This window comes from Saccharothrix algeriensis (assembly GCF_016907655.1).
GTDB lineage: Bacteria > Actinomycetota > Actinomycetes > Mycobacteriales > Pseudonocardiaceae > Actinosynnema > Actinosynnema algeriense.
This window is the reverse complement of sequence record NZ_JAFBCL010000001.1, coordinates 4,917,785-4,940,932: the sequence shown is the minus strand read 5'-3', so window position 1 is coordinate 4,940,932 and position 23,148 is coordinate 4,917,785. Positions and strand designations below refer to the sequence as shown.

General features: G+C 72.3%; 22 protein-coding genes, 1 tRNA gene and 2 riboswitches. Of the genes, 9 read left to right on the top strand and 14 right to left on the bottom strand.

The genetic code is table 11. The features are described from left to right. Nucleotides 1-43 precede the first annotated feature (43 nt). Genes JOE68_RS22650 through JOE68_RS22635 form a run of 4 tightly spaced genes read left to right on the top strand, consistent with a single transcriptional unit; the run spans nucleotide 44 to nucleotide 4,230 of the window. Entirely contained in the window at nucleotides 44-1,036 is a 993-nt protein-coding gene (locus JOE68_RS22650; protein ID WP_239562319.1) for a bifunctional DNA primase/polymerase, read from the top strand. A 37-nt stretch (nucleotides 1,037-1,073) separates the two neighbouring features. Next, nucleotides 1,074-2,621, top strand: a complete 1,548-nt coding sequence (locus JOE68_RS22645) for a YfjI family protein (protein WP_204844292.1) — start codon at nucleotides 1,074-1,076, stop codon at nucleotides 2,619-2,621. A gap of 5 nt (nucleotides 2,622-2,626) precedes the next feature. Further along, nucleotides 2,627-2,815 (top strand): helix-turn-helix transcriptional regulator, encoded by a 189-nt coding sequence (locus tag JOE68_RS22640; RefSeq protein WP_204844291.1) that lies wholly within the window; start codon nucleotides 2,627-2,629, stop codon nucleotides 2,813-2,815. Then, nucleotides 2,815-4,230, top strand: coding sequence for a tyrosine-type recombinase/integrase (locus JOE68_RS22635; RefSeq protein WP_204844290.1), 1,416 nt, complete (start codon nucleotides 2,815-2,817; stop codon nucleotides 4,228-4,230). The genes JOE68_RS22640 and JOE68_RS22635 overlap by 1 nt, the downstream gene beginning before the upstream one ends. 128 nt (nucleotides 4,231-4,358) lie before the next feature. Here JOE68_RS22635 and JOE68_RS22630 read toward each other — a convergent pair. Both JOE68_RS22630 and JOE68_RS22625 read right to left on the bottom strand, forming a co-directional pair. Further along, nucleotides 4,359-4,432 (bottom strand) — tRNA-Leu (locus JOE68_RS22630). Nucleotides 4,433-4,546: 114 nt separating this feature from the next. After that, complete coding sequence (locus JOE68_RS22625; RefSeq protein WP_204844289.1) at nucleotides 4,547-4,828, bottom strand: metal-sensitive transcriptional regulator; 282 nt, start codon at nucleotides 4,826-4,828, stop codon at nucleotides 4,547-4,549. Nucleotides 4,829-5,103: 275 nt separating this feature from the next. Here JOE68_RS22625 and JOE68_RS22620 point away from each other — a divergent pair, with 275 nt between their 5' ends. After that, nucleotides 5,104-5,445 (top strand): histone-like nucleoid-structuring protein Lsr2, encoded by a 342-nt coding sequence (locus JOE68_RS22620; protein ID WP_015104119.1) that lies wholly within the window; start codon nucleotides 5,104-5,106, stop codon nucleotides 5,443-5,445. An 84-nt stretch (nucleotides 5,446-5,529) separates the two neighbouring features. Here the strand turns inward: JOE68_RS22620 and pabB are convergent, their stop codons facing one another. The 3 genes from pabB to JOE68_RS22605 form a co-directional block, all read right to left on the bottom strand. Continuing rightward, complete coding sequence (pabB, locus tag JOE68_RS22615) at nucleotides 5,530-7,539, bottom strand: aminodeoxychorismate synthase component I (protein ID WP_204844288.1); 2,010 nt, start codon at nucleotides 7,537-7,539, stop codon at nucleotides 5,530-5,532. A 129-nt stretch (nucleotides 7,540-7,668) separates the two neighbouring features. Continuing rightward, entirely contained in the window at nucleotides 7,669-8,589 is a 921-nt protein-coding gene (locus tag JOE68_RS22610) for a hypothetical protein (protein WP_204844287.1), read from the bottom strand. Continuing rightward, nucleotides 8,586-9,092: a SigE family RNA polymerase sigma factor gene (locus JOE68_RS22605; RefSeq protein ID WP_204844286.1), complete on the bottom strand. Its 507-nt coding sequence runs from the start codon at nucleotides 9,090-9,092 to the stop codon at nucleotides 8,586-8,588. Before JOE68_RS22605 ends, JOE68_RS22610 begins: the two co-directional genes overlap by 4 nt. A 122-nt stretch (nucleotides 9,093-9,214) precedes the next feature. Between JOE68_RS22605 and JOE68_RS22600 the strand changes: the two genes are divergently transcribed. The 4 genes from JOE68_RS22600 (at nucleotide 9,215) to JOE68_RS22585 (ending at nucleotide 13,077) form a co-directional block, all read left to right on the top strand. Then, complete coding sequence (locus tag JOE68_RS22600; RefSeq protein ID WP_307820046.1) at nucleotides 9,215-10,510, top strand: metallophosphoesterase; 1,296 nt, start codon at nucleotides 9,215-9,217, stop codon at nucleotides 10,508-10,510. Nucleotides 10,511-10,584: 74 nt separating this feature from the next. Continuing rightward, nucleotides 10,585-11,772 carry a type III PLP-dependent enzyme gene (locus JOE68_RS22595; protein WP_204844284.1) on the top strand — a complete coding sequence of 396 codons (1,188 nt, stop codon included), beginning with the start codon at nucleotides 10,585-10,587 and terminating at the stop codon, nucleotides 11,770-11,772. 55 nt (nucleotides 11,773-11,827) lie between these two features. Further along, the gene (gene speD, locus JOE68_RS22590) at nucleotides 11,828-12,238 is read left to right on the top strand and encodes an adenosylmethionine decarboxylase (protein WP_204844283.1); all 411 of its coding nucleotides are present in this window, start codon (nucleotides 11,828-11,830) and stop codon (nucleotides 12,236-12,238) included. Beyond that, nucleotides 12,235-13,077 carry a spermidine synthase gene (locus JOE68_RS22585; RefSeq protein WP_204844282.1) on the top strand — a complete coding sequence of 281 codons (843 nt, stop codon included), beginning with the start codon at nucleotides 12,235-12,237 and terminating at the stop codon, nucleotides 13,075-13,077. Before speD ends, JOE68_RS22585 begins: the two co-directional genes overlap by 4 nt. Nucleotides 13,078-13,753: 676 nt before the next feature. Here the strand turns inward: JOE68_RS22585 and JOE68_RS22580 are convergent. The 9 genes from JOE68_RS22580 to JOE68_RS22540 form a co-directional block, all read right to left on the bottom strand. After that, nucleotides 13,754-15,811: a S9 family peptidase gene (locus tag JOE68_RS22580; RefSeq protein WP_204844281.1), complete on the bottom strand. Its 2,058-nt coding sequence runs from the start codon at nucleotides 15,809-15,811 to the stop codon at nucleotides 13,754-13,756. Between the two features lie 138 nt (nucleotides 15,812-15,949). Beyond that, nucleotides 15,950-17,215 (bottom strand): serine hydroxymethyltransferase, encoded by a 1,266-nt coding sequence (gene glyA / locus JOE68_RS22575; protein ID WP_204844280.1) that lies wholly within the window; start codon nucleotides 17,213-17,215, stop codon nucleotides 15,950-15,952. A gap of 9 nt (nucleotides 17,216-17,224) precedes the next feature. Further along, nucleotides 17,225-18,325 (bottom strand): glycine cleavage system aminomethyltransferase GcvT, encoded by a 1,101-nt coding sequence (gene gcvT / locus JOE68_RS22570; protein WP_307820045.1) that lies wholly within the window; start codon nucleotides 18,323-18,325, stop codon nucleotides 17,225-17,227. 107 nt (nucleotides 18,326-18,432) lie between these two features. Further along, nucleotides 18,433-18,520: riboswitch (glycine riboswitch) on the bottom strand. Nucleotide 18,521: 1 nt separating this feature from the next. After that, a riboswitch (glycine riboswitch) is annotated at nucleotides 18,522-18,609 on the bottom strand. 83 nt (nucleotides 18,610-18,692) lie between these two features. Next, entirely contained in the window at nucleotides 18,693-18,995 is a 303-nt protein-coding gene (locus JOE68_RS22565; protein ID WP_204844278.1) for a DUF3817 domain-containing protein, read from the bottom strand. 21 nt (nucleotides 18,996-19,016) lie between these two features. Further along, on the bottom strand, nucleotides 19,017-19,385 hold the full coding sequence (locus tag JOE68_RS22560) for a hypothetical protein (RefSeq protein WP_204844277.1): 369 nt from the start codon (nucleotides 19,383-19,385) through the stop codon (nucleotides 19,017-19,019). 141 nt (nucleotides 19,386-19,526) lie between these two features. After that, the gene (locus tag JOE68_RS22555; RefSeq protein WP_204844276.1) at nucleotides 19,527-20,015 is read right to left on the bottom strand and encodes a helix-turn-helix transcriptional regulator; all 489 of its coding nucleotides are present in this window, start codon (nucleotides 20,013-20,015) and stop codon (nucleotides 19,527-19,529) included. A gap of 191 nt (nucleotides 20,016-20,206) precedes the next feature. Beyond that, nucleotides 20,207-20,368, bottom strand: coding sequence for a hypothetical protein (locus tag JOE68_RS22550; RefSeq protein WP_204844275.1), 162 nt, complete (start codon nucleotides 20,366-20,368; stop codon nucleotides 20,207-20,209). Between the two features lie 411 nt (nucleotides 20,369-20,779). After that, nucleotides 20,780-21,910: a CaiB/BaiF CoA transferase family protein gene (locus JOE68_RS22545; protein ID WP_204844274.1), complete on the bottom strand. Its 1,131-nt coding sequence runs from the start codon at nucleotides 21,908-21,910 to the stop codon at nucleotides 20,780-20,782. After that, nucleotides 21,910-23,034 carry an acyl-CoA dehydrogenase family protein gene (locus JOE68_RS22540; protein WP_346039101.1) on the bottom strand — a complete coding sequence of 375 codons (1,125 nt, stop codon included), beginning with the start codon at nucleotides 23,032-23,034 and terminating at the stop codon, nucleotides 21,910-21,912. Before JOE68_RS22540 ends, JOE68_RS22545 begins: the two co-directional genes overlap by 1 nt. Between the last annotated feature and the right edge of the window lie 114 nt (nucleotides 23,035-23,148).

Below are 23,148 nucleotides of genomic sequence, written 5' to 3'. Positions count from 1 at the left end.
ACCACACCTCGCAGCCCCGGAACACCCATCACCGGAGGTCACCATGACTCGCCAGTCCACCGCCCACCGTGACGCGATGCTCGCCGTCGCCCTGGACGCCGTGGCGCGCGGCTGGCACGTCTTCCCCCTGCGCCCGCACTCCAAGAAGCCGCCCGCGTTCCACAGCCTCGACAACTGCCCGCGGACCGGCATCTGCTCCCCCAACCACCGGACGTGGGAGCAGCGCGCTTCCAACGACCCGCGCGAAGTCCGCTGGTACTGGCGCAGTGAGCGCTACGGCGGCTGCAACGTCGGCGTGGCCACCGGGCCGAGCAGGCTGGTGGTGATCGACCTGGACACGGCCGGCTCCTCCGGCGCCCACCCGGAGGACGGCTCTAGACGAGAGGGGGTCCGGGACGGCCTGGACGAGTTCCTCCTGGTCTGCGAGGAGGCCGGCCAGCCCTTCCCGTTCGACACCCTCACCGTCGACACGCCGTCGGGCGGGCTCCACCTGTACTTCCGCGCGCCCGCCGGCGTCCGGCTCGGCAACACCCAGGCCAACCGCGGGCGCGCCCTCGGCTGGAAGATCGACACCCGCGCCGTCGGCGGCTACACCGTCGCTCCCGGCTCGACCACCCCGAACGGCACTTACCGGGTGTTGGAAGACAGGCCCATCGCCGAGCTGCCCACCTGGTTGGTCCAGCGCCTCGCCGTCCGCCCGTCCACGGCCGGCACAGCGCCCGCTCACATCGCCGCAGACCGGTTGCCCGCCTACGTCACCGCAGCGCTCCAGGGTGAAGCCGACCGGGTCGCCAGGGCCACGCCTACCTCCCACAACATCGTGCTCTACACCGCCGCCGTCGCCCTGGGCCAACTCGTCGCCGGTGGCCTGCTCCCCTCGTCTAGAGCCGAAGACACCCTCTACGCCGCCGCGGCTCACATGATCAGCGGTGACTGCGACTGCACCGACCGCGAAGTCCGCCGCGTCATCGACCGCGGCATCCAGGCCGGCCACGCCAAGCCCCGCACCGCGCCGAAGCAGCGGGGTGCCGCGTGAACGTCGCGAAGCCGTCCGGCGGAACGCGGGGTGCTGCATGACCTCCGCCGAAGCCGTCCCCCTCACCGGCCACGCGCCCCGGCTGCGCCCGGTCGGCGGTGAGCGCTGGGAAGAACCGGCGCCGCTCTCCTCACGCGGCCGTGGCGGGTTGCCGGCGTTCCCGGTGGACCTGCTGCCGGGGTGGCTCGCCGAGCAGGTGGCGGGGATCGCGACCGAGACCCAGACGCCGGCCGATCTCGCCGGGTGCATCGGGTTGGCGGCCCTGTCGACGGCGGCCGGCGGCCGGGCCGAGGTCGCGGTGCGCGGGCTGTGGCGGGAACCGGTGAACCTCTACGTCGTCGTGGCGCTGCCACCCGGCGCCCGCAAATCACCGGTGTTCTCCGCGATGACCGCGCCGTTGCTGCAGGTCGAACGCGAGTTGGTGGAGCAGACCGCTCCGCTCATCGCGACGGCGGAATTGGAGCGCAAGATTGCCCACGCTCGCGCGGAGAAGGCCGCGGCTGCGGCTGTGCGGGCGGACACCGCGTTCAAGGACGACGCGGTCGCCAATGCCACCAACGCGGCCATGGTCGCCGAAGCCATCACCGTGCCCACGCTCCCCCGGCTGATCGCCGACGACATCACCAGCGAAACCGCGGCTTCGCTCATGGCCGAGCAAGGCGGACGGCTGGCGGTGCTGTCGGCGGAAGGCGGCATCTTCGCCACCCTCGCCGGCCGCTACTCGGGGATGCCGAACTTCGAGGTCTTCCTGAAAGGCCACGCCGGGGACCTGCTGAGGGTGGACCGGAAAAGCCGCGAACCCGAGCACATCGAACGACCCGCGCTCACGCTCGGGCTCGCGTTGCAGCCGTCGGTGATCCGGGACCTGGCGGACAACGCCGGGTTCCGCGATCGCGGCCTGCTCGGTCGCATCCTGTTCTCGCTGCCGGTCGATCTCGTCGGCCACCGGGAGATCGGACCGGACCAGGTCAGTCCCGAGGTGGTCGAGTCCTACGGCGACAACCTGCGTTCGATGGTGCGCGCGCTGGCCGAATGGACCGACCCGGCCGTCCTCACGTTGACCGCCGACGCCGCCGAGCTGGTGCTCGACCTGGAGCGGGAGGTGGAGCCCAAGCTGCGCATGGGCGCGGAGTTCGGCCACGTCCGGGACTGGGCCGGCAAGTACGTGGGCGCCACGATCCGGCTCGCCGGCCTGCTCCACCTCGCCGAGGACCCCACGACCGGGTGGGGCCGTTCCATCACCGGCGACACCATGGGGCGAGCCGTCAAGCTGGGCCGCTACTTCGCCGCTCACGCCCTGGCCGCGTTCGACCTCATCGGCGAGAACGAGTCGATCGAAAAGGCCCGCGTCGTCCTGGACTGGATCGAGCGCAAGAAGCCCTCCCGGTTCAGCCGCAATGAACTGGCCAAGGGCGTGTCCCGCGCGCAGTTCAAAACCGTGACCCTGCTGGACGAACCGCTGAACCTGCTCGAACAACACGGCTACATCCGCCGCGAGCCCGAACCCGAGCGGCGCGGCCGTGGTCGGCCGCCCTCCGCCTCGTTCCTCGTCCACCCGAAGTTCCACGCGCCGGGGAGGGGGTGAACGAGATGAGCAAGCCGCACGAGCAACTGACGATCGCCGAAGTGTGCGCCGAGCTGAAGGTTTCCCGCAGCACCTTCTACGAGTGGAAGGCCAAGGGCAAGGCACCCCGCTGCCGCAAGCTGCCCAACGGTGAGATCCGCGTCAGCCGCGCAGCCCTCGACAAGTGGTTGGAATCCCTGGAAGGAGCAGCCTGATGACCGCCTCGTTCGACGTCCGCATCTGGAAAACCGAAGTGTGGCAAGGGAAAACCACCACCACGTACACCGTGCGGTGGGCGGTCGCAGGGCAGCGGTTCAAGGAGCCGTTCAAGTCCTCCGCGTTGGCCGACAGCTTCCGCTCGAAGCTGGTGGTCGCGGCCAAGGGCGGTGAAGCGTTCGACGTCGGGACCGGGCTGCCGGTGTCGATGCGGCGGGCCAGGAGCAGCATGACCTGGTACGCGTTCGCCTGCGCCTACGTCGACATGAAGTGGGACGAGTCGGCGGGCAACTCGCGCAAGGGCATCGCCGAGATGCTCGCGAACGTCACGACGGTCATGCTCTCCACCACGCGCGGCAAACCCGACGACAAGGTCATCCGACGCGCGCTGAACGGGTGGGCGTTCAACCGGAAGCACCGGGACAGTCCGGCACCGACAGAGGTACGGGCAGCGCTGAAGTGGTTGGCCGCCAACACGAAACCCACCTCTTCACTCCAAGAGCCGGCGCTGATGCGAGCAGTGCTGGGACGACTCGCGAACAAGCTCGACGGCACCAGGGCCGCCCCTTCCACGATCCGGCGAAAACGAGCAGTCCTCTACAACGCCGTGGAGTACGCCGTCGAGCTGGAGCTGCTCGACAAGAACCCCATACCCGCCCTGAAGTGGAAGGTGCCGAAACCACCCAAGGCGATCGACAAGCGGACGGTGGTCAACCCCGCGCAGGCCCGCAAGCTGTTGGAGGCCGTAGCCGCTCAGAGACCGAGCGGGCAGCGGCTGGTCGCCTACTTCGCGACGATGTACTACTCGGCGGCACGCCCCGGCGAAGCGGTCAACCTCCGCAAGCAGGACGTGCTGCTCCCGGACGCCACGTGGGACGAGACCACGCACCAGTGGGTGCTCCCCGAAGGCGTGGACGACGGCGGGGAACTGCTGCTGTCCGAATCGGCACCGGAGACCGGCGCCGCGTGGAGCGAGACCGGGACGCGCCGTGACCGCCGCCAGCTCAAGCACCGGGAGAGGGGTGAGACCCGGCCGGTGCCCTGCCCTCCGCAGCTGGCGGTGCTGCTGCGCGACCACCTGCGGCAGTTCGGCGCCGACGCTGACGGCTACCTGTTCCGCGGCGTCCGGGACCACGGGCTGTTCGCCGAGTCGACCTACAGCCGCGCCTGGCGGAAGGCCCGCGAGGCGGTGTTCACCGAGGAGGAGTACGCGTCACCGTTGGCGCGACGCGCTTACCAGCTGCGCCACGCCGCGGTCAGCACGTGGCTCAACGCCGGCGTCCCGCCGCAACAGGTGGCCGAGTGGGCAGGCCACTCGTTGGAGGTCCTCTTCAAGGTCTACGCCAAGTGCCTGTCCGGCCAGGAGGACGCCGCACGCCGTCGCCTGACCGACGCCTACGACACCGCGAACTGAACCTCGGCACGCATTCGGCACGGACAGCCGTGGACAGCAGTCGACGGCCGGACGCCACCGGACACGACAAGATCAGCCCCTGGCCGGGTCACCGCAGGTCAGGGGCTGTTCGGTGTGTCCAGATGATGTGCCCCCGGTGCGACTCGAACGCACACTGGACGGATTTTGAGTCCGCTGCCTCTGCCGATTGGGCTACGGGGGCCGGTGGGTCAGCACTCTACTGGATCAGGGGACCGGGCTGCCGCGTACCCCTCGGCCGCGGCTGCCCGGTCCGCTCCGGCCCCGGCCGGGCGCGCAGGGGGGCGGCGCCGGGGGTTCAGGAGCGGACCAGGCGGCCGATCGCCGCGGACGCCTCCGCGATCTTCGCGTCGGCCACGTCGCCACCCTCGGCGACGGCCTGGGCCACGCAGTGCTTCAGGTGCTCGTCCAACAGGCCCAGCGAGACCGCTTGGAGGGCCTTCGTCGCCGCCGCTATCTGGGTGAGCACGTCGATGCAGTAGTCGTCGTTCTCGACCATGCGCTGCAGGCCGCGAACCTGTCCCTCGATGCGGCGCAGGCGCTTGAGGTAAGCGTCCTTGTCCGCTGTGTAACCGTGCATCGCTCCTGGCCTTCCCTACCCTGGGCGGGTATCCGTGACCCAGGATAGGCCACCCGTCCGGGTGTGACGGGCACCACGCGTGGCCGGGAAGGCCCTCCTCACATTTCGGGTCCACTGGTTTAGCCTGCGAAATGACCCGTCCGGGGGCATCAGTCACATTTTCGCGGCGAAAGGTTAGGCGATATTCCTTCCGTGCACTATGGTGTCGACCGAAGCGTGTGGCGCAGATACAAGCCGACGGCAACACGCGCTATGCGAGCACACACGGAGGAACAGTGGCACAGCAGACCGTCGTCCAACTCATCGACGACCTCGACGGCAGCGAAGCCGCCGAGACCGTGACCTTCGCGCTGGACGGTGTGGAGTACTCCATCGACCTCTCCAAGGACAATGCGGACAAGCTCCGCGAGTCCCTGGCCGACTTCGTCGCCAAGGCGCGTCGTGCCGGTGGGCGCAAGCAGCGCAAGGGCACCGGCAAGAGCACGGTAAAGGCTGGTGACAAGGCCCAGGCGCAGGCCATTCGGGACTGGGCCCGGGCCCAGGGGCACCAGATCTCGGACCGGGGGCGCATTCCCCAGGGCCTGGTCGTGCAGTTCCAGGAAGCGCACGCCTCCTGAGCCTGACCACGGAGTTTCCCCCGCGGCCGGCCGCGGGGGAGACCCGGTCCCGTCGCAGGTCAGGGCCGGTGCACGGGCCCTGGTTCAGCGGCGGCCCGGAAACCCGGCGCCCAGCAGGCCGAGCAGGGCGGTGGCCTTGACGGCCGTCTCCTCGAATTCCTCGGCCGGGTCGGACAGGGCGATGACGGCGCCCCCCACGCCGAAACTCACCTTGTCCCGGTCCACGACCAGCGTCCTGATGACGATGCTGAAGTCGGCCGTTCCGGACAGCGAGAAGTAACCCAGCGCCCCGGAGTAGACACCACGCGGCCCGGCCTCCAGACCGTCGATGATCCGCATTGTCCGGACCTTGGGCGCGCCGGTCATCGACCCACCGGGGAACGCCGACCGCACGGCCGCCACCGCCGAAGCGCCCGCCCGCAGTCGCGCCCGGACGGTGCTGACGAGCTGGTGCACGGTGGCGTAGGTCTCGACCGCGAACATCCTCGGCACCTCGACGCTGCCGACCTCCGCGCAATGGCCCAGGTCATTGCGCACCAGGTCCACGATCATCAGGTTCTCGGCGCGGTCCTTCGGGCTGGTCGCGAGGGCCGCGCGCAAAGCCCGGTCGGCCTCGGGGGTCGCCCCGCGCGGCCGGGTGCCCTTGATGGGTTCGGATTCCACGACACCCCGCCGGTCCACCCGCAGGAACCGCTCGGGCGAGGTGCTGAGCACCGACAGCTCCCCGAAGCGCAGCAGCGCCCCGAACGGCGCGGGGCTCTCCGCGCGCAGGAACCGGTACGCCTCCCACGGGTCGACCTCGCCCCGCCAGGTCACCGCGTTGGTCAGGCACACCTCGTAGGTCTCGCCCGCGGTGATCGCCTCCTGGCAGGCGTCCACGAGTTTGAGGTAATGCGCCCGGTCGTGCCGCAGCCGGACGCAGCCGGCGCCGCCGCCCGCCGCCGCCGCGGTCACCGGGTCGCCCTCGCCGAACCCTTCCAGGAACACTTCGGTGCTCCCCAGCCACCCGTCCGAGTCGGTTAACGTCAACAAGTAGACGCACCGCTCCAGATGGTCGAAGACGAGCGCCCGATCGGCGAACACGAATGCCGCGTCCGGTTGCTCCGAACGGTGCGCGGCATCACCCCCGAATTCGGCTTTCAGCTCGTACCCCAGGTACCCGACCCAGCCGAGGGCGAACTCGAACGGCACGTCCGGCGGCGCCACGCGGTGCGCCGCGAGGTCGGCTTCGAGCCAGTCGAGGAACGGCCCGTCGAAGACCTCGTCGCCGACCGTGACGCGACCGGCCCACACGTCGTAGGTCGCCACCCGCGCGAGCGGCCCGCCGGCGTCGCCCATGACCGAGAACCGCCCCCGCTCCCCCTCCAGGCTGCTGTCGAGCCAGAAGGCGTCCTTCGAGGTCCCGTAGAGGGCTGAGAACACCCGTTCCGGCGATGGGTGGACGTCCACCCTGCGCACGGTCACCGCACGTGCGGGGGCGGGCGCGGCGACCGGCGGCAGCGGGTCGGCGGCCCCGGCGGAAGCGCCCGCGAGGTCGCGGAAGTTCGCCAGCAGGTCGTGCCCGGACGCCGTGCAGATCGACTCGGGGTGGAACTGCACGCCCCACGCGGGCCGCGAGCGGTGCCGCACGGCCATCAGCACGTCGTCGGACGACGCCCACGCCAGGGGCTCCAGCTCGGCGGGCAGGTCCGTGACGGCCAGCGAGTGGTAGCGCACCACCGGCAGCGGCGACGGCAGGCCGGCGAACAGGTCCGCGCCGGTGTGCCGGACGTGGTCGACCACCCCGTGCCGGGGTGTGACGAGGCCCACGGTCGCGCCGTGGGCGAGGCAGAGGCCCTGGTGCCCGAGGCACACGCCGAGCAGCGGGAGGTCGGTGTGGTCGATCACCGCGCGGGCGAGGCCGAGGTCGGCGGGGCGGTGCGGGCGGCCGGGCCCGGGTGAGACCACCACGCCGTCGAACCGCCGCAGGTCCGACATCCGGAACCGGGGGTCGTCGTTGGCGATGACGACCGGCTCCCGCCCGTTGACCTGCGCCAGGTACTGGAACAGGTTGAACGTGAACGAGTCGTGGTTGTCGATGAGCAGGGTCCGCATGGCAGCACGGGACGTTACCCGTCGGGCCACCCGGACGGAGTACCTCGAACGGTGGTGGCCCGGAGAGGCCGGACACACCGGCGAGCGGGCGCGGGAGGGGCCGGGCGGCCCGGCCCCTCCCGGGGGGGTTCAGTCGAGGTGGAACTTCGGATCGGCCGCCAGCTCCATCAGCCGCTCCGAGGTGAACGGCAGCTCGCCCAGCGCCGGGTGGCCCGACCCGGCGTACTCGGCGGCCTGGCCGACGAACACCGCCGTGCCGTCCGCGTGCAGGTGGACGGCGACCTCGTCCAGGTCGAGCTGGTTGCCTTCGGGGCCAGCCGCGACGAAGCCGACCTGCGCCCCGCCGGACTGCCGCACCACGCACGGGCCGCTGATCACCCACAGCCGGCCGGCCACGTCGCACGGCGAGGACGCCGCCGCGTACCTGCTGCCCTTGGTGGTGACCAGGACCCACAGCTTGCCCACGCCCGTGGAGCCCTGCCGCGCCACCGGGGTCGTGGCCATGTACTCCCAGATCTGCTTGTCGCCGTCGTAGTAGTCGGTGAACTGGGACTGGGAGCGGCGCATCGGCGCGGTCCACTGGTCGACCGTCCGCTTGTCCGGCGCCGAGTAGCCCGTCGGGAGGGCCGCGCCCAGGTCGTCCAGCATCCGCGCGGACTTGTCGGCGCGCGGCCCGGAGGTCGCCGTCCGGTCCGCCTGCCCGTCCGGCCACGGCGTCTTGCTGCCGCCGGCCGGCGCGGTCGCGGTGACCGACGGCGCGGTCGTGGTGACCGTGGGCGTGGCGTCGCCGGTCGCCGACGGCGAGGCGGTCCCCGCCGAGGACCGCCCGGCCGCCCCGACCACGCCGTCGCCGGTGAACTGCGGCACCAGCACCGCCCCCACCGCGATCGCCACCACGGCGAGACCGGCCACCGCGCCGCCCCCCGCCGCCTGGCGCCGGCGCCGGGCCGCCCGCCCCGCCGCCACCGCGGCCACGGGGCTCATCGACGGCGGCGGGCTGCTCGCCACCATCGCGCCGCGCAGGGCGTCCTTCAGCTCGTCCTCGTTCATCGCACCTTCTCCTCCTGGGGCTGTGGCGCGATCAGGCCGCGCAGCGTCCGCAGGCCCCGCGCGGCCTGGCTCTTGACCGTTCCCTCGGAACAGTTCAGCGCCTTGGCGGTCTCCTCGATCGACAGGTCCTCCCAGTACCGCAGGACCAGCACCGCGCGCTGCCTCGGCGCGACCCGGGCCAGCGCCGAGAGCAGCACCAGCCGGTCCTCCGCCGAGCCGGGGCCGGCCTCGGCCACCTCCGGCGCCGCGGCGCTCACGCGCTCCTTGCGGAACCAGCCCCGGCGCAGCTCGGACACGAAGGTCCGGACCAGCGTCTGCCGGGTGTAGGCGTCGAGTGCGTCGTGCCGGTCGATCCGCTTCCACGCCAGGTAGAGCTTGGTGAACGTGGTCTGAACCAGGTCCTCGGCACGGTGCCAGTCGCCGCACAGCAGGTACGCCGTGCCGCGCATGGCGTCGGACCGCGCCGCGAAGTACTCCGCGAACGCGGTGTCCCGATCACTCATCTGTCCTCCCCATCCCGCGGTACGGGCTACTCACGCCCGCCGGCGCCCACGGGGTTGCACCGGTCGCCGGTGTTTCGTGGAGACTTGGCATCGACACCCCGGGAGGCCAGGTCTTGTTCGTCGTGCTGTTCGCCGCCGTGATGGGCGCGGTGCACTACTACGTGTGGCGGCGCGCCGTCCGCGACACCACTTCGCCCGGCCGTGCGCGGCGCGTGGGCACGTGGGCCGTCGTGGGGCTCTTCGCGCTCCTCGTGGCCGGTCTGGTGGTCAGCGCCCCCGTCCTCGCCTGGCCCGGTTACCTGTGGCTGGCGTGCGCTTTCTACCTGGCCGTCGTGTTCGCCGTGCTGGAGGTCCCCCGCTTCCTGCTCAACCGCACCGCCCGCCGACCCGCCCCGGTGGCCTCCCCCGCGACACCGGGGGCCGCGCAACCCGACCCGGCGCAACCCGGCCCAGCACAACCCGGTCCAGCGCAACCCGACCAGGCACAGGCCGACCAACCGCAGGCCGACCAAGCGCAACCCGGCCAGGCGCAAGCCGACCCCGCACCGGACGACGCGGCCCGGCCCGGCCCGGGCACCTCGCGCCGCCTGTTCATCGCGCGGTCGCTGGCCGCGGTCGGCGGGGCGGCCACGGCGGGCGTCGTCGGGCACGGCGTGACGCAGGCGCTGGGCGACCCGCTCGTGAAGCGGGTGCCGGTGGTGCTGGGCAAGCTGGACCCGCGGCTGTCCGGTTACCGGATCGCGGTCGTGAGCGACATCCACCTGGGTCCGCTGCTGGGCCGCTCGCACACCGAGCGGATCGTGCGGATGATCAACGAGCAGCAGGTCGACCTGGTGGCCGTCGTCGGCGACCTCGTGGACGGCACGGTGCAGGAGCTGGGCGAGGCGGCGGCCCCGCTGGGCGACCTGGTGAGCACGCACGGCGCGTACTTCGTCACCGGCAACCACGAGTACTACTCGGGCGTGGAGCCGTGGCTGGCCGAGCTGGACCGGCTCGGCGTGCACCCCCTGCGCAACGAGCGGCTGCGGGTCGAGCGGGCCGGCGCGGGGTTCGACCTCGCGGGGGTGAACGACGTCACGGGCGCGAACTTCGCCGACGGCCCGGACTTCGCCAAGGCGCTGGGCGGCCGGGACGAGCGCGACCCGGTGGTCCTGCTGGCGCACCAGCCGGTGCAGGTCCGGGAGGCCGCCGCGCACGGCGTGGACCTCCAGCTGTCCGGCCACACCCACGGCGGGCAGATGTTCCCCTTCCACCTCGCGATCGGCCTGCAGCAGCCGGTCCGCAGCGGCCTGGTCGAGGTCGACGGCACGCAGGTCTACACCAGCAACGGCGCCGGGTTCTGGGGGCCGCCGGTCCGCGTGGGCGCCCCGCCGGACATCACGGTGGTGGAGCTGCATCACAACTTTGCCGTCCGATAGCGCTTTCTTCACCGGGACCGCCTAGAGTGGACCGCCGTGCCAGCACGCGGTTGCGGAGGGGGACCCCTAGCGAGATGAAGACGAGCTTTGCCGGCCGACGGCTCCACCACGAGGCAACAGCTCGTATTCGTCGTTTCCTGGACCATGAGCAACCCGGCACGCCCTGCCTGGTCATCGACCTGCCCACGGTGCGCGACCGGTTCACCGCGATCCGCGACGCGCTCCCCGGCGCGGGGATCTTCTACGCGGTGAAGGCGAACCCGACGCCCGAGGTGGTCGGCCTGCTGGCCGCCGAGGGGGCGAGCTTCGACGTCGCCAGCCCGCAGGAGATCGACCTGTGCCTGGCCCGAGGCGCCGCTCCCGCGGTGATCTCCTACAGCAACCCCATCAAGAAGGCCCGCGACGTCGCGTACGCGCACGAGCGCGGAGTGCGGTTGTTCGTGTCCGACAGCGAGCACGACGTGCGCACGGTCGCCCGGCACGCGCCGGGCTCGGCGGTGATGCTGCGGATCGTGGTCGACAGCAAGGGTTCCACCTACCCGTTCGGCAAGAAGTTCGGCTGCGCACCGGAGATGGCGGCGGACCTGCTGCGGCTCGCGGCCGACCTCGGCCTGGCGCCGCTGGGCGTGGCCTTCCACGCCGGGTCGCAGCAGCTGGACCCCCACGGCTGGGACGCGGCGATCGCCGACGCCGCCGCGATCACCCTGAAGCTGCGCGCCGAGGGCCTGGACCTGACCACCGTGAACCTCGGCGGCGGGCTGCCCGCGGGCTACCTGGACCCGCTGCCGCCGCTGGCCGAGTACGCCGCCGCCATCACCGCCTCGGTCTCCCGCCACTTCGGGGACTTCCGGCCGCGGGTGATGGTCGAGCCGGGGCGCGCGGTCGTCGCCGAGTCCGGGGTGCTGCGCTCGGAGGTCGTGCTGGTGGCCAGGAAGTCCTACGCGGACGAGCGCCGCTGGGTGTTCCTCGACATCGGCCGCTACGGCGGGCTCGCCGAGACCGAGGGCGAGGCGATCGCGTACCCGTTGCGCACCAGCCGCGACGGCGCCCCGCTGGACGACGGCCCGACCGGCCCGGTGGTGATCGCCGGTCCGACGTGCGACGCGGACGACGTGCTGTACCAGGACACCTGCTACCACCTGCCGCTGGACCTGCGGGCGGGCGACCACGTGGACCTGCTGTGCGCCGGCGCGTACACCGCGAGCTATTCCTCCGTGGCCTTCAACGGTTTCGAGCCGTTGGCCACCTACTGCGTGCGATGAGCGCGCCCCTGCCTGTCAGACGCACGACCCCTCCTGAAGATGTTTGGAGTGATTGATGTCCGAACTCCCGTGCGAACCCGAGCCGGTTGGCTTGTTCGCAGGACAGCACGTGCTCGCCGAACTGCACGGCGTGAGCCCCGAACTGCTCGACGACGAGCAGTTCCTGCGCCACGCGCTCGGCGAAGCGCTCACCCAGGCTGATGCCACGGTGTTGGAGGTGGTCTCCAAGCAGTTCGAGCCGCAGGGGGTCACCGTGCTGGCCCTGCTGTCGGAGTCGCACGCGTCCATCCACACCTACCCCGAGGTCGGGGCGGTGTTCGTGGACGTGTTCACCTGCGGCACTCGTGCCAAACCCGCGCTCGCGGTGCAGTTGCTGGCCGACGCGCTGGGAGCTGAGTCCGCACGGACGGACATGATCAGCCGGGGCACCCGGGTCCCCGCGCTCATCGGTGAGGAGAAAGCGTGATCCGCGAACCGCTCGCGGCCGGTCTGACCAGGCTCTGGGACGTCGAGGACGTGGTCGTCGACACGCGGACGAAGTACCAGCACCTGGTGATCGCCCGCACCGCGCAGGGGTTGTCGCTGTTCTGCGACGACGACCGGCAGAGCACCGAGTTCAGCCAGCTGACCTACCACGAGGCGCTGATGGTCCCGGCGCTGCTGCTCGCCGACCGCGTCGAGCGCGTGCTCGTCATCGGGTCGAGCGAGGGCGTGGTGTGCCAGATGGCGGTGGCGGCGGGCGCGACCGCCGTCGACCACATCGACATCGACGAAGAAGCCGTGAAGCTGTGCGCGGAACACCTCCCGTACGGCTACACGCCGGAGGAGCTGGCCGCGGCGGAGAAGGGCGAAGGCCCCGTCCGCGTGCGCTACACCGACGGCTGGGAGCACATCCGCACCACCTCCGAGCGGTACGACATCGTCCTGGTGGACCTGCCGGACGAGCGCGAGGAGGAAGCGCAGCACAACCGCTTGTACGGCGAGGAGTTCCTGCGCATGTGCAAGGCCCTGCTGACGCCGGGCGGCGTGGTGGTGACCCAGGCCGGGTGCCAGACCATGTGGCGCAACAGCACGCTGATCCGTTCCTGGCAGCGGTTCAACGACGTGTTCGACACGGTCGCCTACTACGGCTCGGACGAGCACGAGTGGGCGTACCTGTTCGGTCGGGCCGACGAGGTCGCCGACCCGACCGCCCTGATGACCGAGCGGCTGCCCTCCTGCGGGTACCGCCCGGAGACGATCGACGACCTGGCCTTGCTGGGCAACTCGATCCCGCCCTACCAGGTGCGCCAGTCGCTGGCGTAACTCCCGCCGAAGAGGCCGCTTCCGTTGCAGCGCAACGGAAGCGGCCTTTTCGGTTCGGTCGCGCCGGCACGGCTTTGCCCATTCGCCGCGCCCCGCGCGGCGGCGCTTCAGCTTTCGCCTCAGGCCGCGCTCCGCGCGGCGGCGCTGTTCAGCGCAGCCGTGTGCCTCGTGTTCTCCCCGTACGACCTGGGCGCAGCCCAATCACGTTTGATCAGGGGTGTCAAGCACGCTCTTCGCTTGACGCCCCTGATCAAACGTGATTGCCTCCGGCAGGTCGTACGGGGAGAACACGACGCACTTCCCTCCTCCTTGGGGGCCTCCCGGCCGCTCTTCATACCTCTGACCTGCACCGATCCAGGTGAGATCCGGTGCTGTACCGCCCGAGGCTGAAGAGCTTAAAAGAGTCCTCGCCGGACGGGCAGGCCGCCAAGGAGGAGGAAGAGCAAGAGCGGTCGTGTTCTCCCCGCATGGCCTGTCAAAGACGACCATGCTTTTCCTGGGGGTGCAAGCGAAAAGCGTGCTTGCACCCCCAGGAAAAGCATGGTAGCCCTCCGGGCAGGCCATACGGGGAGAACACGAAGGCACCGGTCTGCACGGGGCGTGCGGAACCACGAGTGAAGAGCACCGGCGGCCCGGAGTGGTGGCTGCGCCACCGGCCCCGGGCCGCCGGAGTGCCTCAGCCCAGCGAGCGCTTCAGGAAGTCGACCTGGAGCAGCAACAGGTTCTCCGCGACCTGTTCCTGCGGCGTCATGTGCGTGACACCGGACAGCGGCAGCACGGTGTGCGGGCGGCCCGCCGCCAGCAGGGCCGAGGAGAGCCGGAGGGTGTGCGCGGCCACGACGTTGTCGTCGGCCAGGCCGTGCACGATCATCAAGGGGCGCTTCAGCTCCGGCGCGTCGGCGATCAACGAGTTCCGGTCGTACACATCGGGCTCGTCGTCGGGGTGGCCGAGGTAGCGCTCGGTGTAGTGGGTGTCGTAGAGCCGCCAGTCGGTCACCGGCGCGCCGGCGATGCCCGCGTGGAACACGTCCGGGCGGCGCAGCACCGCCAGGGCGGACAGGTAGCCGCCGTAGGACCAGCCGCGGATGGCGACGCGGCCGAGGTCGAGGTCTTCCTCCAGGGCGGCGACGGCGTGCAGCGCGTCGACCTGGTCCTCCAGGGTGGCGCCGGCGAAGTCGAACGCGATCGCCCGCTCCCACTCGGGGCCGCGGCCGGGCGTGCCGCGGCCGTCCACGACGAGGACGGCGAACCCCTGGTCCGCCAACCACTGCGAGGCCAGGTAGGCGTTGCGGGCGGACAGGACGCGCTGGGCGTGCGGCCCGCCGTACGGGTCGAGCAGCACGGGCAGCTTGGTGCCCCTGGTGTGGCCGGTGGGCAGCAGCAGCGCCGCCCGGAGGTCCCGCTCGCCGACGGTCAGCAGCCGGACGTTCGGGGTGAGCACCGGGGTCTCGGCGAACGAGCCGATCTCCCCTCCGCTCGACACGGTGACCTTCGCCCCGAAGTGCCCCAGGCCGCTGGACGACAGCACCAGCACGTCGCCGCCGCGCGCCACGCCGTGCACGCCGTCCTCTGTGGACAGACGCTCGACGCTGCCCTTCGTGACGCGGTAGACGTGCACCTGGGTCGGGTCGTCGGTGGACGCGGTGACGAGCACGTCGTCGGCGACGTCGACCACCGACCGCACCTGGAAGCCGTCCGGCGTCCACGACTCCTCGCCCACGACCAACCGGTTCGCGCCGTCCCTCGGCAGGACCCGCACCAGCTCGCCGCCGGGCGCCCACCTCGGCGCGCCGGGGACGATCTCCAACCAGCGCGGGTCGGTGTCGTCGGCCACCACCTCGACGCCGTCGGGCCCCACGGCGAGGACCTGGACGCGGCGCTGGTCGCGGGACTGCACCTGCAGCAGCGGGCGGCCGTGCGCCGACCAGTGCGCCGACGCCAGGTACGGGAAGGCCGCCCGGTCCCACTCGACCGGCGTGCGGCTGCCGTCCAGCCCGATGACGGCGAGCTCGACCACCGCGTTGTCGGTGCCCGCCGCCGGGTAGGCGATCTCGGTGGCCGGGGTCGCCGGGTTGGCCGGGTCGGCGATGTGCCAGCGGGCCACCGGTCCGTTGTCCACCCGCGCCGCGAGGACCTGCTCGCCGTCCGGGGAGAACCAGTAGCCCCGGAACCGCGACATCTCCTCGGCGGCGATGAACTCGGCCAGGCCCCACGTGACGTCCGGGCCGTCCGGTTCGGCCACCGCCCGGTCCCGGCCGGTCTCCAGGTCCACGACGTGCAGCGCGCCGTCGGCGACGTAGCCGACGCGGCGGCCGGTCGGGTCCAGCCGGGGGTCGACGGCGCTGCCGGCGGCGGGCAGCTCCCGCACCGCGCCGGTGGCGAGCTCGACCAGGAACAGCCGCCCGGACAGGGCGAACACGGCCCGCGCCACGTCGGCGTCCGTGGCGTACCCGACGATGCCCGCGGCCTGCTCCCGGCTGCGCTCGCGGCGCGCCCGCTCCTCCGGCGACAGGTCCTCCGGGTCGGTCAGCAGGGCGCCCGGGTCCGCCACCAGCTCCTCCGCGCGGGTGGCGGTGTCGAACACCCACAACCCGTTCGCCCGGCTGGTGGCCGAGGCGGTGCGCAGGAAGCAGACGTGGCCGCCGTCGGGTGCGACGGTGAAGGTCCGCGGAGCCCCGAGGGTGAACCGCTGGGTGCGCGCCTGTTGGCGCGGGAAGGAGGTGTCGTTGCCCACGCAGCACACCCTAAGCCTCGTCCGGCCGCGGCACGGCGGACACCCGGCGCGGCGCGCCCCGGGCCGACCGGGCGGCGCCGGACGGCCGCGGTCCCCGGCCCCTGACGGGGACCGGGGACCGCGGCTGCCGGAGAACCCTTACAGGGTGGTGTACAGCGGGTGCTTCGCCGCCAGGACGTCGACCCGGGCGCGCAGCTCCGCGAGGTCCGGCGTGGCCTGGAGGGTGGCCGCGATGATGTCCGCGACCTCCGCGAAGTCCGCCGGGCCGAAGCCGCGGGTGGCCAGCGCGGGCGTGCCGATCCGCAGGCCGGAGGTCACCATCGGCGGGCGCGGGTCGTTGGGGACCGCGTTGCGGTTGACGGTGATGCCCACCTCGTGCAGGCGGTCCTCGGCCTGCTTGCCGTCCAGTTCGGACGCCGCCAGGTCGACCAGCACCAGGTGCACGTCCGTGCCGCCGGTCAGCACCTTCGCGCCGGCCGCCGCCACGTCGGGCTGGGACAGCCGCTCGGCCAGGATGCGCGCGCCCTCCAGGGTGCGGCGCTGGCGGTCGGCGAACTCGGGCGACGCCGCGTGCTTGAACGCCACCGCCTTGCCCGCGATCACGTGCTCCAGCGGGCCGCCCTGCTGGCCGGGGAACACCGCCGAGTTGATCTTCTTGGCGAGGTCGGCGTCGTTGGTCAGGATCACGCCGCCGCGCGGGCCGCCGAGCGTCTTGTGCGTGGTGGTGGTGACGACGTGGGCGTGCGGCACCGGGTTCGGGTGCAGGCCGGCCGCGACCAGGCCCGCGAAGTGCGCCATGTCCACCAGCAGGTAGGCGCCCACCGCGTCGGCGACCCGGCGGAACTGCGCGAAGTCCAGCTGCCGGGGGTAGGCCGACCAGCCGGCGACGATCAGCTTCGGCCGGTGCTCGGCGGCCAGCCGCTCGACCTCGGCCATGTCCACCAGGCCGTCCGCGTCGGACACGTGGTAGGGCACCACGTTGTACAGCCGGCCGGAGAAGTTGATCTTCATGCCGTGCGTCAGGTGGCCGCCGTGCGCCAGGTTCAGCCCGAGGATGGTGTCGCCGGGCTGGATGAGGGCGGCCATGGCCGAGGCGTTGGCCTGCGCGCCCGAGTGCGGCTGCACGTTGGCGAAGCCCGCGCCGAACAGCTCCTTCACCCGGGAGATCGCCAACCGCTCGATCACGTCGACGTGCTCGCACCCGCCGTAGTAGCGCCGGCCGGGGTAGCCCTCGGCGTACTTGTTGGTCAGCACGGAACCCTGCGCCTGCAGCACCGACACCGGCGTGAAGTTCTCCGAGGCGATCATCTCCAGCGTGCCCTGCTGCCGGCGCAACTCGGCGGCGACCGCCTCGGCGACCTCCGGGTCGAACTCCGCGAGGGAGTCGTTGAAGTGCTCGGACATGTGGTCTCCCTACGAGTTTCGCTTGTAGAACGGCAGCGCGACGACCTCCACGGGCTCCTGCTTGCCCCGGATGTCGACGGCCAGTCGGGTGCCGGGCCCGGTGTGGCCCGGTGTCACGTACGCCATGGCCACCGAGTAGCCCAGCGTGGGCGAGAGCGCGCCGCTGGTGACCTCGCCGACGACCGCGCCGGACTCGTCGAGCACCGGGTAGCCGTGCCGGGGCGCGCGGCGGGACGCCGTCTTCAGGCCCACCAGCTTCGCGTCCGGGCCCCGCTCCGCCACCTCGGCGAGCGCTTCGCGGCCGACGAAGTCCTCGGGCTTGTCGAGCTTGACGACGCGGCCCAGGTTGGCGTGGTACGGGGTGCGCTCGGCGCTCAGCTCGTTGCCGTACAGCGGCATCCCGGCCTCCAGGCGCAGCGTGTCGCGGCAGCCGAGGCCCGCCGGCCGCAGCGCGTGCGGCTCGCCGGCCGCCAGCAGCGCCTGCCACACGTGCGGCGCGTCGGAGGGCTGGAGGAACAGCTCGAAGCCGTCCTCGCCGGTGTAGCCGGTGCGGGCGAGCAGGGCGGGGCGGCCCGCCACCTCGGTCGGGTAGGAGGCGTAGTACTTCACGGCCGACAGGTCGGTGTCGGTCAGCCCGGCGAGGATCGCGGTCGACGCCGGGCCCTGCACGGCCAGCAGCGCGTAGTCGACCGAGCGGTCCTCCACCTTGGTGTCGAAGCCCGCCGCGCGCTCGGTCAGCGCGGCGAAGACGGCGGCGGCGTTGGAGGCGTTCGCGACGACCAGGTACTCCTGCTCGCCGGTCCGGTAGACGATCAGGTCGTCGATGACGCCGCCGTCGGCCTGGCAGATCATGGTGTAGCGGGCGCGGCCCTCCCCGATCGCCGACGCCGCGCCGACCAGGGCGTGGTCCAGCGCGCGGCCCGCCTCGGGGCCGGACAGCACGATCTCGCCCATGTGGGTCAGGTCGAACAGGCCCGCCGAGGTGCGCACCGCGTGGTGCTCGGCCAGCTCGCTGTCGTAGCGCAACGGCATCCGCCAGCCCGCGAAGTCGGTGAACTGGGCGCCCAGCGCCTCGTGCTCGGCGTGCAGCGGCGTCCGGCGGGTTTCCACGGGGTCCTCCCTGGTGGCGGGCACGGCAACGGGACCGACCGGGTCGGTCGGGCTGCCGCTACGAAGGGTGACACGGTCCATCGGAGACTCCTCGTCGAGCGTGAGCCTCCCCCTCTGTCATGGGCCTGAGAGCTTCACCGCGCGCGGGGCGCGGCTTGCACCGTGGGCGAGGCGGCTGCCTGCTTTCCAGAGTTGCCTTCGTCGCGCGGTAGCTGTGCCTGAGAGATTCCGGGGAGGAGTTGCTCCTTCGGCGCCCCTGGTGGGGACTCTCCCGCGCGACATCGACGGCCGTGTTCAGTTGGTACCGCCAGACGCTAGTTGTGCCTGGTAGGCACGGTCAACCGGACGCGCGGCGAAACGGCCGGGGTCACAGGGCGCGCTCCGCCCGGACGCTCTCGACCACCTTGCGCTCCGCGTAGAAGGACACGAACGGGATGGTCCCGGCCAGCAGCACCAGCGCGGTGCCCTTGAGCGACCAGCGCGCCTTGAGCGCGAGGTCGACGGTCAGGACCAGGTAGACGGCGTAGAGGAAGCCGTGGACCGGGCCGACCACGGCCATCGGCCCCGGGTTGCCGCCGAGGTACTTCAGGAGCATCGCGAGGACGAGCGCGAGCAGACCGACGCCGACCACGTAAGCCATGAACCGGAACCGGCTCAACGCACCGCTCATCGCCCTACCGACCGCCTTCGCTCACCGCTGGTCCCGCGCGTGGAGTTCGCGGAGGTAGCGGTTGTAGGCCGCCAGCTCGTCGTCCTCGTCGTCGTGCGCGGGTGTCCTGACGGGTTCCACGGTAGCGACCGGCTCCGGCGCGGTGGCCACCGGCTCCCGGGTGCCCTCCGCGGCGCGCTGGGCGGCCAGCTTGCGCATCCGCCAGACCATGAACGCAGGGAACAGGCCGAACAGCGGCCACTGGAAGACGTAGCCCAGGTTCTGGAACGTGCCGCCGGCCGTGGAGAACCGCTCCCACTGCCAGTAGGCGAGCCCGCAGCACACGACCAGCGCGGCGACGCAGACCGCCGCGACGGCGAGCTTCCTGGACAGCTGGGAGGCGCCGGGCACCTGCCCAGACTACGGCGTGGGCGGCGGTCGGTGTCGGGCGGTCGGCGTCGGAAGGGGCTCCCGGGTTCGGGAGCCCGCCCTCCTGGTCCGGCCGGGCCTCACCCCGGCGTCGCGCCGCTCACCGGCGCGACGTCGCGGACCTCACGCAACGCCGTCCCGGCGCTGCCGCTGCAGCCTGGCCACGCACCAGGCCGCCGCGCTACCCCGACGCAGGTGCTGCAGCACCGTCATCGGTCCGAGCCGACGTCCCAGGTCGGCGGGTGTGAGCCCGGCCGCCCGGTAGTCGAGGGCGCGCTGGTCCAGCGGGCTGATCCCCGCGTCCCACCACCGCTCCGCCTCGGACAGGTCACCCACCAGCTGCCAGTAGCTGGCGGCGGCGGCGAGCAGGACCTCGGGCACCTCGGGCGCCCGCTTCCGCATCGCCGCCACGTACGCCGGGTCCGCGGACTCGACCCGAACCAGTCCGCGCGGCCCGCCATTCGCCCGCTGCACGGGGATCCCCGGTGCGGACGGCGGGGCCTCGGCCAGCCACTCGTCCTTGATCCGGTTCACCTCTTGCAGCTCGGCGTCGTCCGAGCGCTCAGCCGCCCACTGCCGCAGCAGCTCGTCGACTCCGGAGTCCTCGACCATTCTGCCTCCTCGTCGGTCGAAGATCAGCCAATGCAGCGCACCGTATTAGCGGGTACGGGCGTCCGCTAGACCCAGGTATGCCAAAAACCCTGTTACCACGGTGTTATAGCCTTCTTTCCACCCATACGGCCCAACGCCAGCGTCCGATCGTCACGTTTGGTGACCAGACCACCCGGGCCACGCGGGGTGGACTAGCCGAACAGGCTCCGGACGAACGTGATGATCGACTCGGCGCCCTGGCGGAGCCAGCCGACCGCCGTCCGGACCGCCTCCGCGGACTGGTCGGGCTGGGTGATCAGGAGGAACAGCAGCAGCGCGACGACCGCCAGCGTCACCACCTTCTTGACGTTCACGTGGCCTCTCCGTCCGTTCGCTGGTGCCCGGCCGGCGGGCGTCGTGCCCGCCGCGTTACCCGACATGCTCCCTCATTCACCCGGATGACGAGCGGACAACGCGCGATCAGCCCACTACCGGGTACAGATCCACGCGGTCCGCGACGCCTGCCCCCGGCAGGCAGTCACCTGAACGGACGATCAAGGGTCTCCGCGCCCCGGCCGATGACCAAGGTACGGGCCACTCGCCCACTCCCCCCTGGCACGAGCACCGAGGTTCCGCGACACCACCAGCCCTCCGCCGCAGAGCGCACCACTCACCCGCTTGCACTGACCCACGCACCGTGCGTCACGAAGCGGATGCCCGCCGCCCCATTTCCCCGCACCCCCTCGGGCAATTCTTCGCGCCCTTTTTCCGGTCCGCCCGCGCGGTCACCCGACGACGCCGGACCGGCGCAGCCCCTCGACCTCCGCCGGGGCCAGCCCCAGTTCCGCCAATACCTCGTCCGTGTGCTGCCCGACCGCGGGCGGCACGGAGGGTGTCCCCGCCGGCGTGCGGTCGAAGCGCGGCGCGGGCGCGGGCTGTGGCAAGCCCCCCACCTGCGCGAACGTCCCGCGCGCCGCGTTGTGCGCGTGACCGGGGGCCTCCTCGGGTGCCAGCACGGGGGCCAGGCACGCGTCCGTGCCCTCCGCCAGCGCCGCCCACTCATCCCTCGTCCGGGTGGCCACGGCGTCGGCGATCCGCCGCCGCAGCGCGGGCCACTGCGCCGGGTCGCGCCGGTCCGGCACGTCCGCGTCGCCCAACCCCAGCACGCCCAGCAGCTCCGCGTAGAACTTCTCCTCCAGCGCGCCGACGCTGACGTACCGGCCGTCCGCCGCCCGGTACACGTCGTAGAACGGGGCGCCGCCGTCGAGCAGGTTGGCGCCCCGCCCGCCCGGCCACGCCCCGCCGGCCTTCATGCCGTGCAGGAACGTCGTCAGCAGCGCCGCGCCGTCGACCATGGCCGCGTCCACCACCTGGCCCCGCCCGGACCGCTCGCGCTCGTGCAGGGCCGCCAGCACGCCCGTCGCGAGCAGCAGCCCGCCGCCGCCGAAGTCGCCCACGACGTTGAGCGGCACGGTCGGCGGCGCGCCCGCCCGGCCGATCGGCTCCAGCGCGCCCGCCACCGCGATGTAGTTGATGTCGTGCCCGGCGCGGTCGGCCAGCGGCCCGTCCTGGCCCCAGCCGGTCACCCGGCCGTAGACCAGCCGCGGGTTGCGGGCCAGGCACTGCGCCGGTCCGACGCCCAGCCGCTCGGCCACCCCCGGCCGGAAGCCCTCCACCAGCACGTCCGCGCCCGCGACCAGGCGCAGCAGCAGCTCCGCGCCCGCCGGCCGCCGCAGGTCGACCCCGATCGAGCGCCTGCCCCGGCCCAGCACGTCGCCGGGCACCGCCGCGGACCCGCCCACCCGGTCGACGCGGACCACGTCCGCGCCCAGGTCGGCCAGCACCATGCAGCCGAACGGGGCGGGCGCGAGGCCCGCCAGCTCGACCACGCGCAGCCCCGCCAGCGGCCCGCCCACTACAGCGACCTCGCGATGATTTCCTTCATGATCTCGTTCGTCCCGCCGTAGATCTTCTGCACGCGCGCGTCCGCCCACGCGCGCGCGATCGGGTACTCGGTCATGTAGCCGTAGCCGCCGAACAGCTGGACGCACTCGTCCACCACCGCGCACAGCCGCTCGGTGGCCCACCACTTGGCCATCGCCGCGGTGGGCACGTCGAGCCGGCCCGCGAGGTGCGCCTGGACGCACTCGTCCACGAACGCGCGGGTGACGCGGGCCTCGGTGGCGCACTCGGCGAGCTTGAAGCGCGTGTTCTGGAACTTGATCAGCTCCCGGCCGAACGCCGTGCGCTCCTTGACGTAGCGCACGGTCAGGTCCACCGCCGCCTCGATGCTCGCGACCGACCCGACGGCGATGACCAGCCGCTCCTGCGGCAGCTGCTGCATGAGCTGGACGAACCCCTGGCCCTCCGCCGGGCCGAGCAGGTTGCCGGCGGGCACCCGCACGTCGTCGAAGAACAGCTCGGCGGTGTCCTGGCCCTTGAGGCCGATCTTGTCCAGCACCCGGCCGCGCCGGAAGCCGGGCGCGGCCGCGGTCTCCACCACCAGCAGCGAGGTGCCCGCCGCGCCCTGGGCGGGGTCGGTCTTGGCGGCCACGACGACCAGGTCGGCCTGCGCCCCGTTGGTGATGAACGTCTTGGACCCGTTGAGCACGTAGTCGTCGCCGTCCCGGATCGCCCGCGTCCTGATGTTCTGCAGGTCGGAGCCGCCGCCGGGCTCGGACATGGCGATCGCGCCCACGTACTCGCCGGAGGCCAGCCTCGGCAGCCAGCGGTGCTTCTGCTCCTCGGTGCCGTAGGCCAGGACGTAGTGGGCGACGATCCCGCTGTGCACGCTGTTGCCCCACGCGCTGTCCCCGACGCGGGCCTGCTCCTCCAGCAGCACGGCCTCGTGCGCGAACGTGCCGCCGCCACCGCCGTACTCCTCGGGGATGGACAGGCACAGCAGGCCGACCTCGCCCGCCTTGGTCCAGAACTCCCGGTCCACCTGCTTCTGCGCGGCCCAGCGCTCGTGGTTCGGGACCGATTCCTTCTCGAAGAACGTCCTGGCCAGCCCGCGCAGCTGGTCCAGGTCTTCGGTCATCCAGGGTGAACGGCGAGTCGGCATGTCCTCGACGGTCCCACCGGCGCGGGCCGGCCGCCATGACCGCCGCAGCCACAACTGTTCGCGAATCGTGAGCGCGATGGTCACCTTCGG

What these genes read in the sequence shown, in the direction of transcription:
- JOE68_RS22650 (WP_239562319.1), top strand. Translation starts at nt 44, where the DNA reads ATGACTCGCCAGTCCACCGCCCACCGTGACGCGATGCTCGCCGTCGCC.
- JOE68_RS22565 (WP_204844278.1), bottom strand. Translation starts at nt 18,995, where the DNA reads ATGAGCGGTGCGTTGAGCCGGTTCCGGTTCATGGCTTACGTGGTCGGC.
- JOE68_RS22625 (WP_204844289.1), bottom strand. Translation starts at nt 4,828, where the DNA reads ATGCACGGTTACACAGCGGACAAGGACGCTTACCTCAAGCGCCTGCGC.
- glyA (WP_204844280.1), bottom strand. Translation starts at nt 17,215, where the DNA reads ATGTCCGAGCACTTCAACGACTCCCTCGCGGAGTTCGACCCGGAGGTC.
- speD (WP_204844283.1), top strand. Translation starts at nt 11,828, where the DNA reads ATGTCCGAACTCCCGTGCGAACCCGAGCCGGTTGGCTTGTTCGCAGGA.
- JOE68_RS22645 (WP_204844292.1), top strand. Translation starts at nt 1,074, where the DNA reads ATGACCTCCGCCGAAGCCGTCCCCCTCACCGGCCACGCGCCCCGGCTG.
- JOE68_RS22640 (WP_204844291.1), top strand. Translation starts at nt 2,627, where the DNA reads ATGAGCAAGCCGCACGAGCAACTGACGATCGCCGAAGTGTGCGCCGAG.
- JOE68_RS22540 (WP_346039101.1), bottom strand. Translation starts at nt 23,034, where the DNA reads ATGACCGAAGACCTGGACCAGCTGCGCGGGCTGGCCAGGACGTTCTTC.
- pabB (WP_204844288.1), bottom strand. Translation starts at nt 7,539, where the DNA reads ATGCGGACCCTGCTCATCGACAACCACGACTCGTTCACGTTCAACCTG.
- JOE68_RS22610 (WP_204844287.1), bottom strand. Translation starts at nt 8,589, where the DNA reads ATGAACGAGGACGAGCTGAAGGACGCCCTGCGCGGCGCGATGGTGGCG.
- JOE68_RS22595 (WP_204844284.1), top strand. Translation starts at nt 10,585, where the DNA reads ATGAAGACGAGCTTTGCCGGCCGACGGCTCCACCACGAGGCAACAGCT.
- JOE68_RS22555 (WP_204844276.1), bottom strand. Translation starts at nt 20,015, where the DNA reads ATGGTCGAGGACTCCGGAGTCGACGAGCTGCTGCGGCAGTGGGCGGCT.
- JOE68_RS22605 (WP_204844286.1), bottom strand. Translation starts at nt 9,092, where the DNA reads ATGAGTGATCGGGACACCGCGTTCGCGGAGTACTTCGCGGCGCGGTCC.
- JOE68_RS22635 (WP_204844290.1), top strand. Translation starts at nt 2,815, where the DNA reads ATGACCGCCTCGTTCGACGTCCGCATCTGGAAAACCGAAGTGTGGCAA.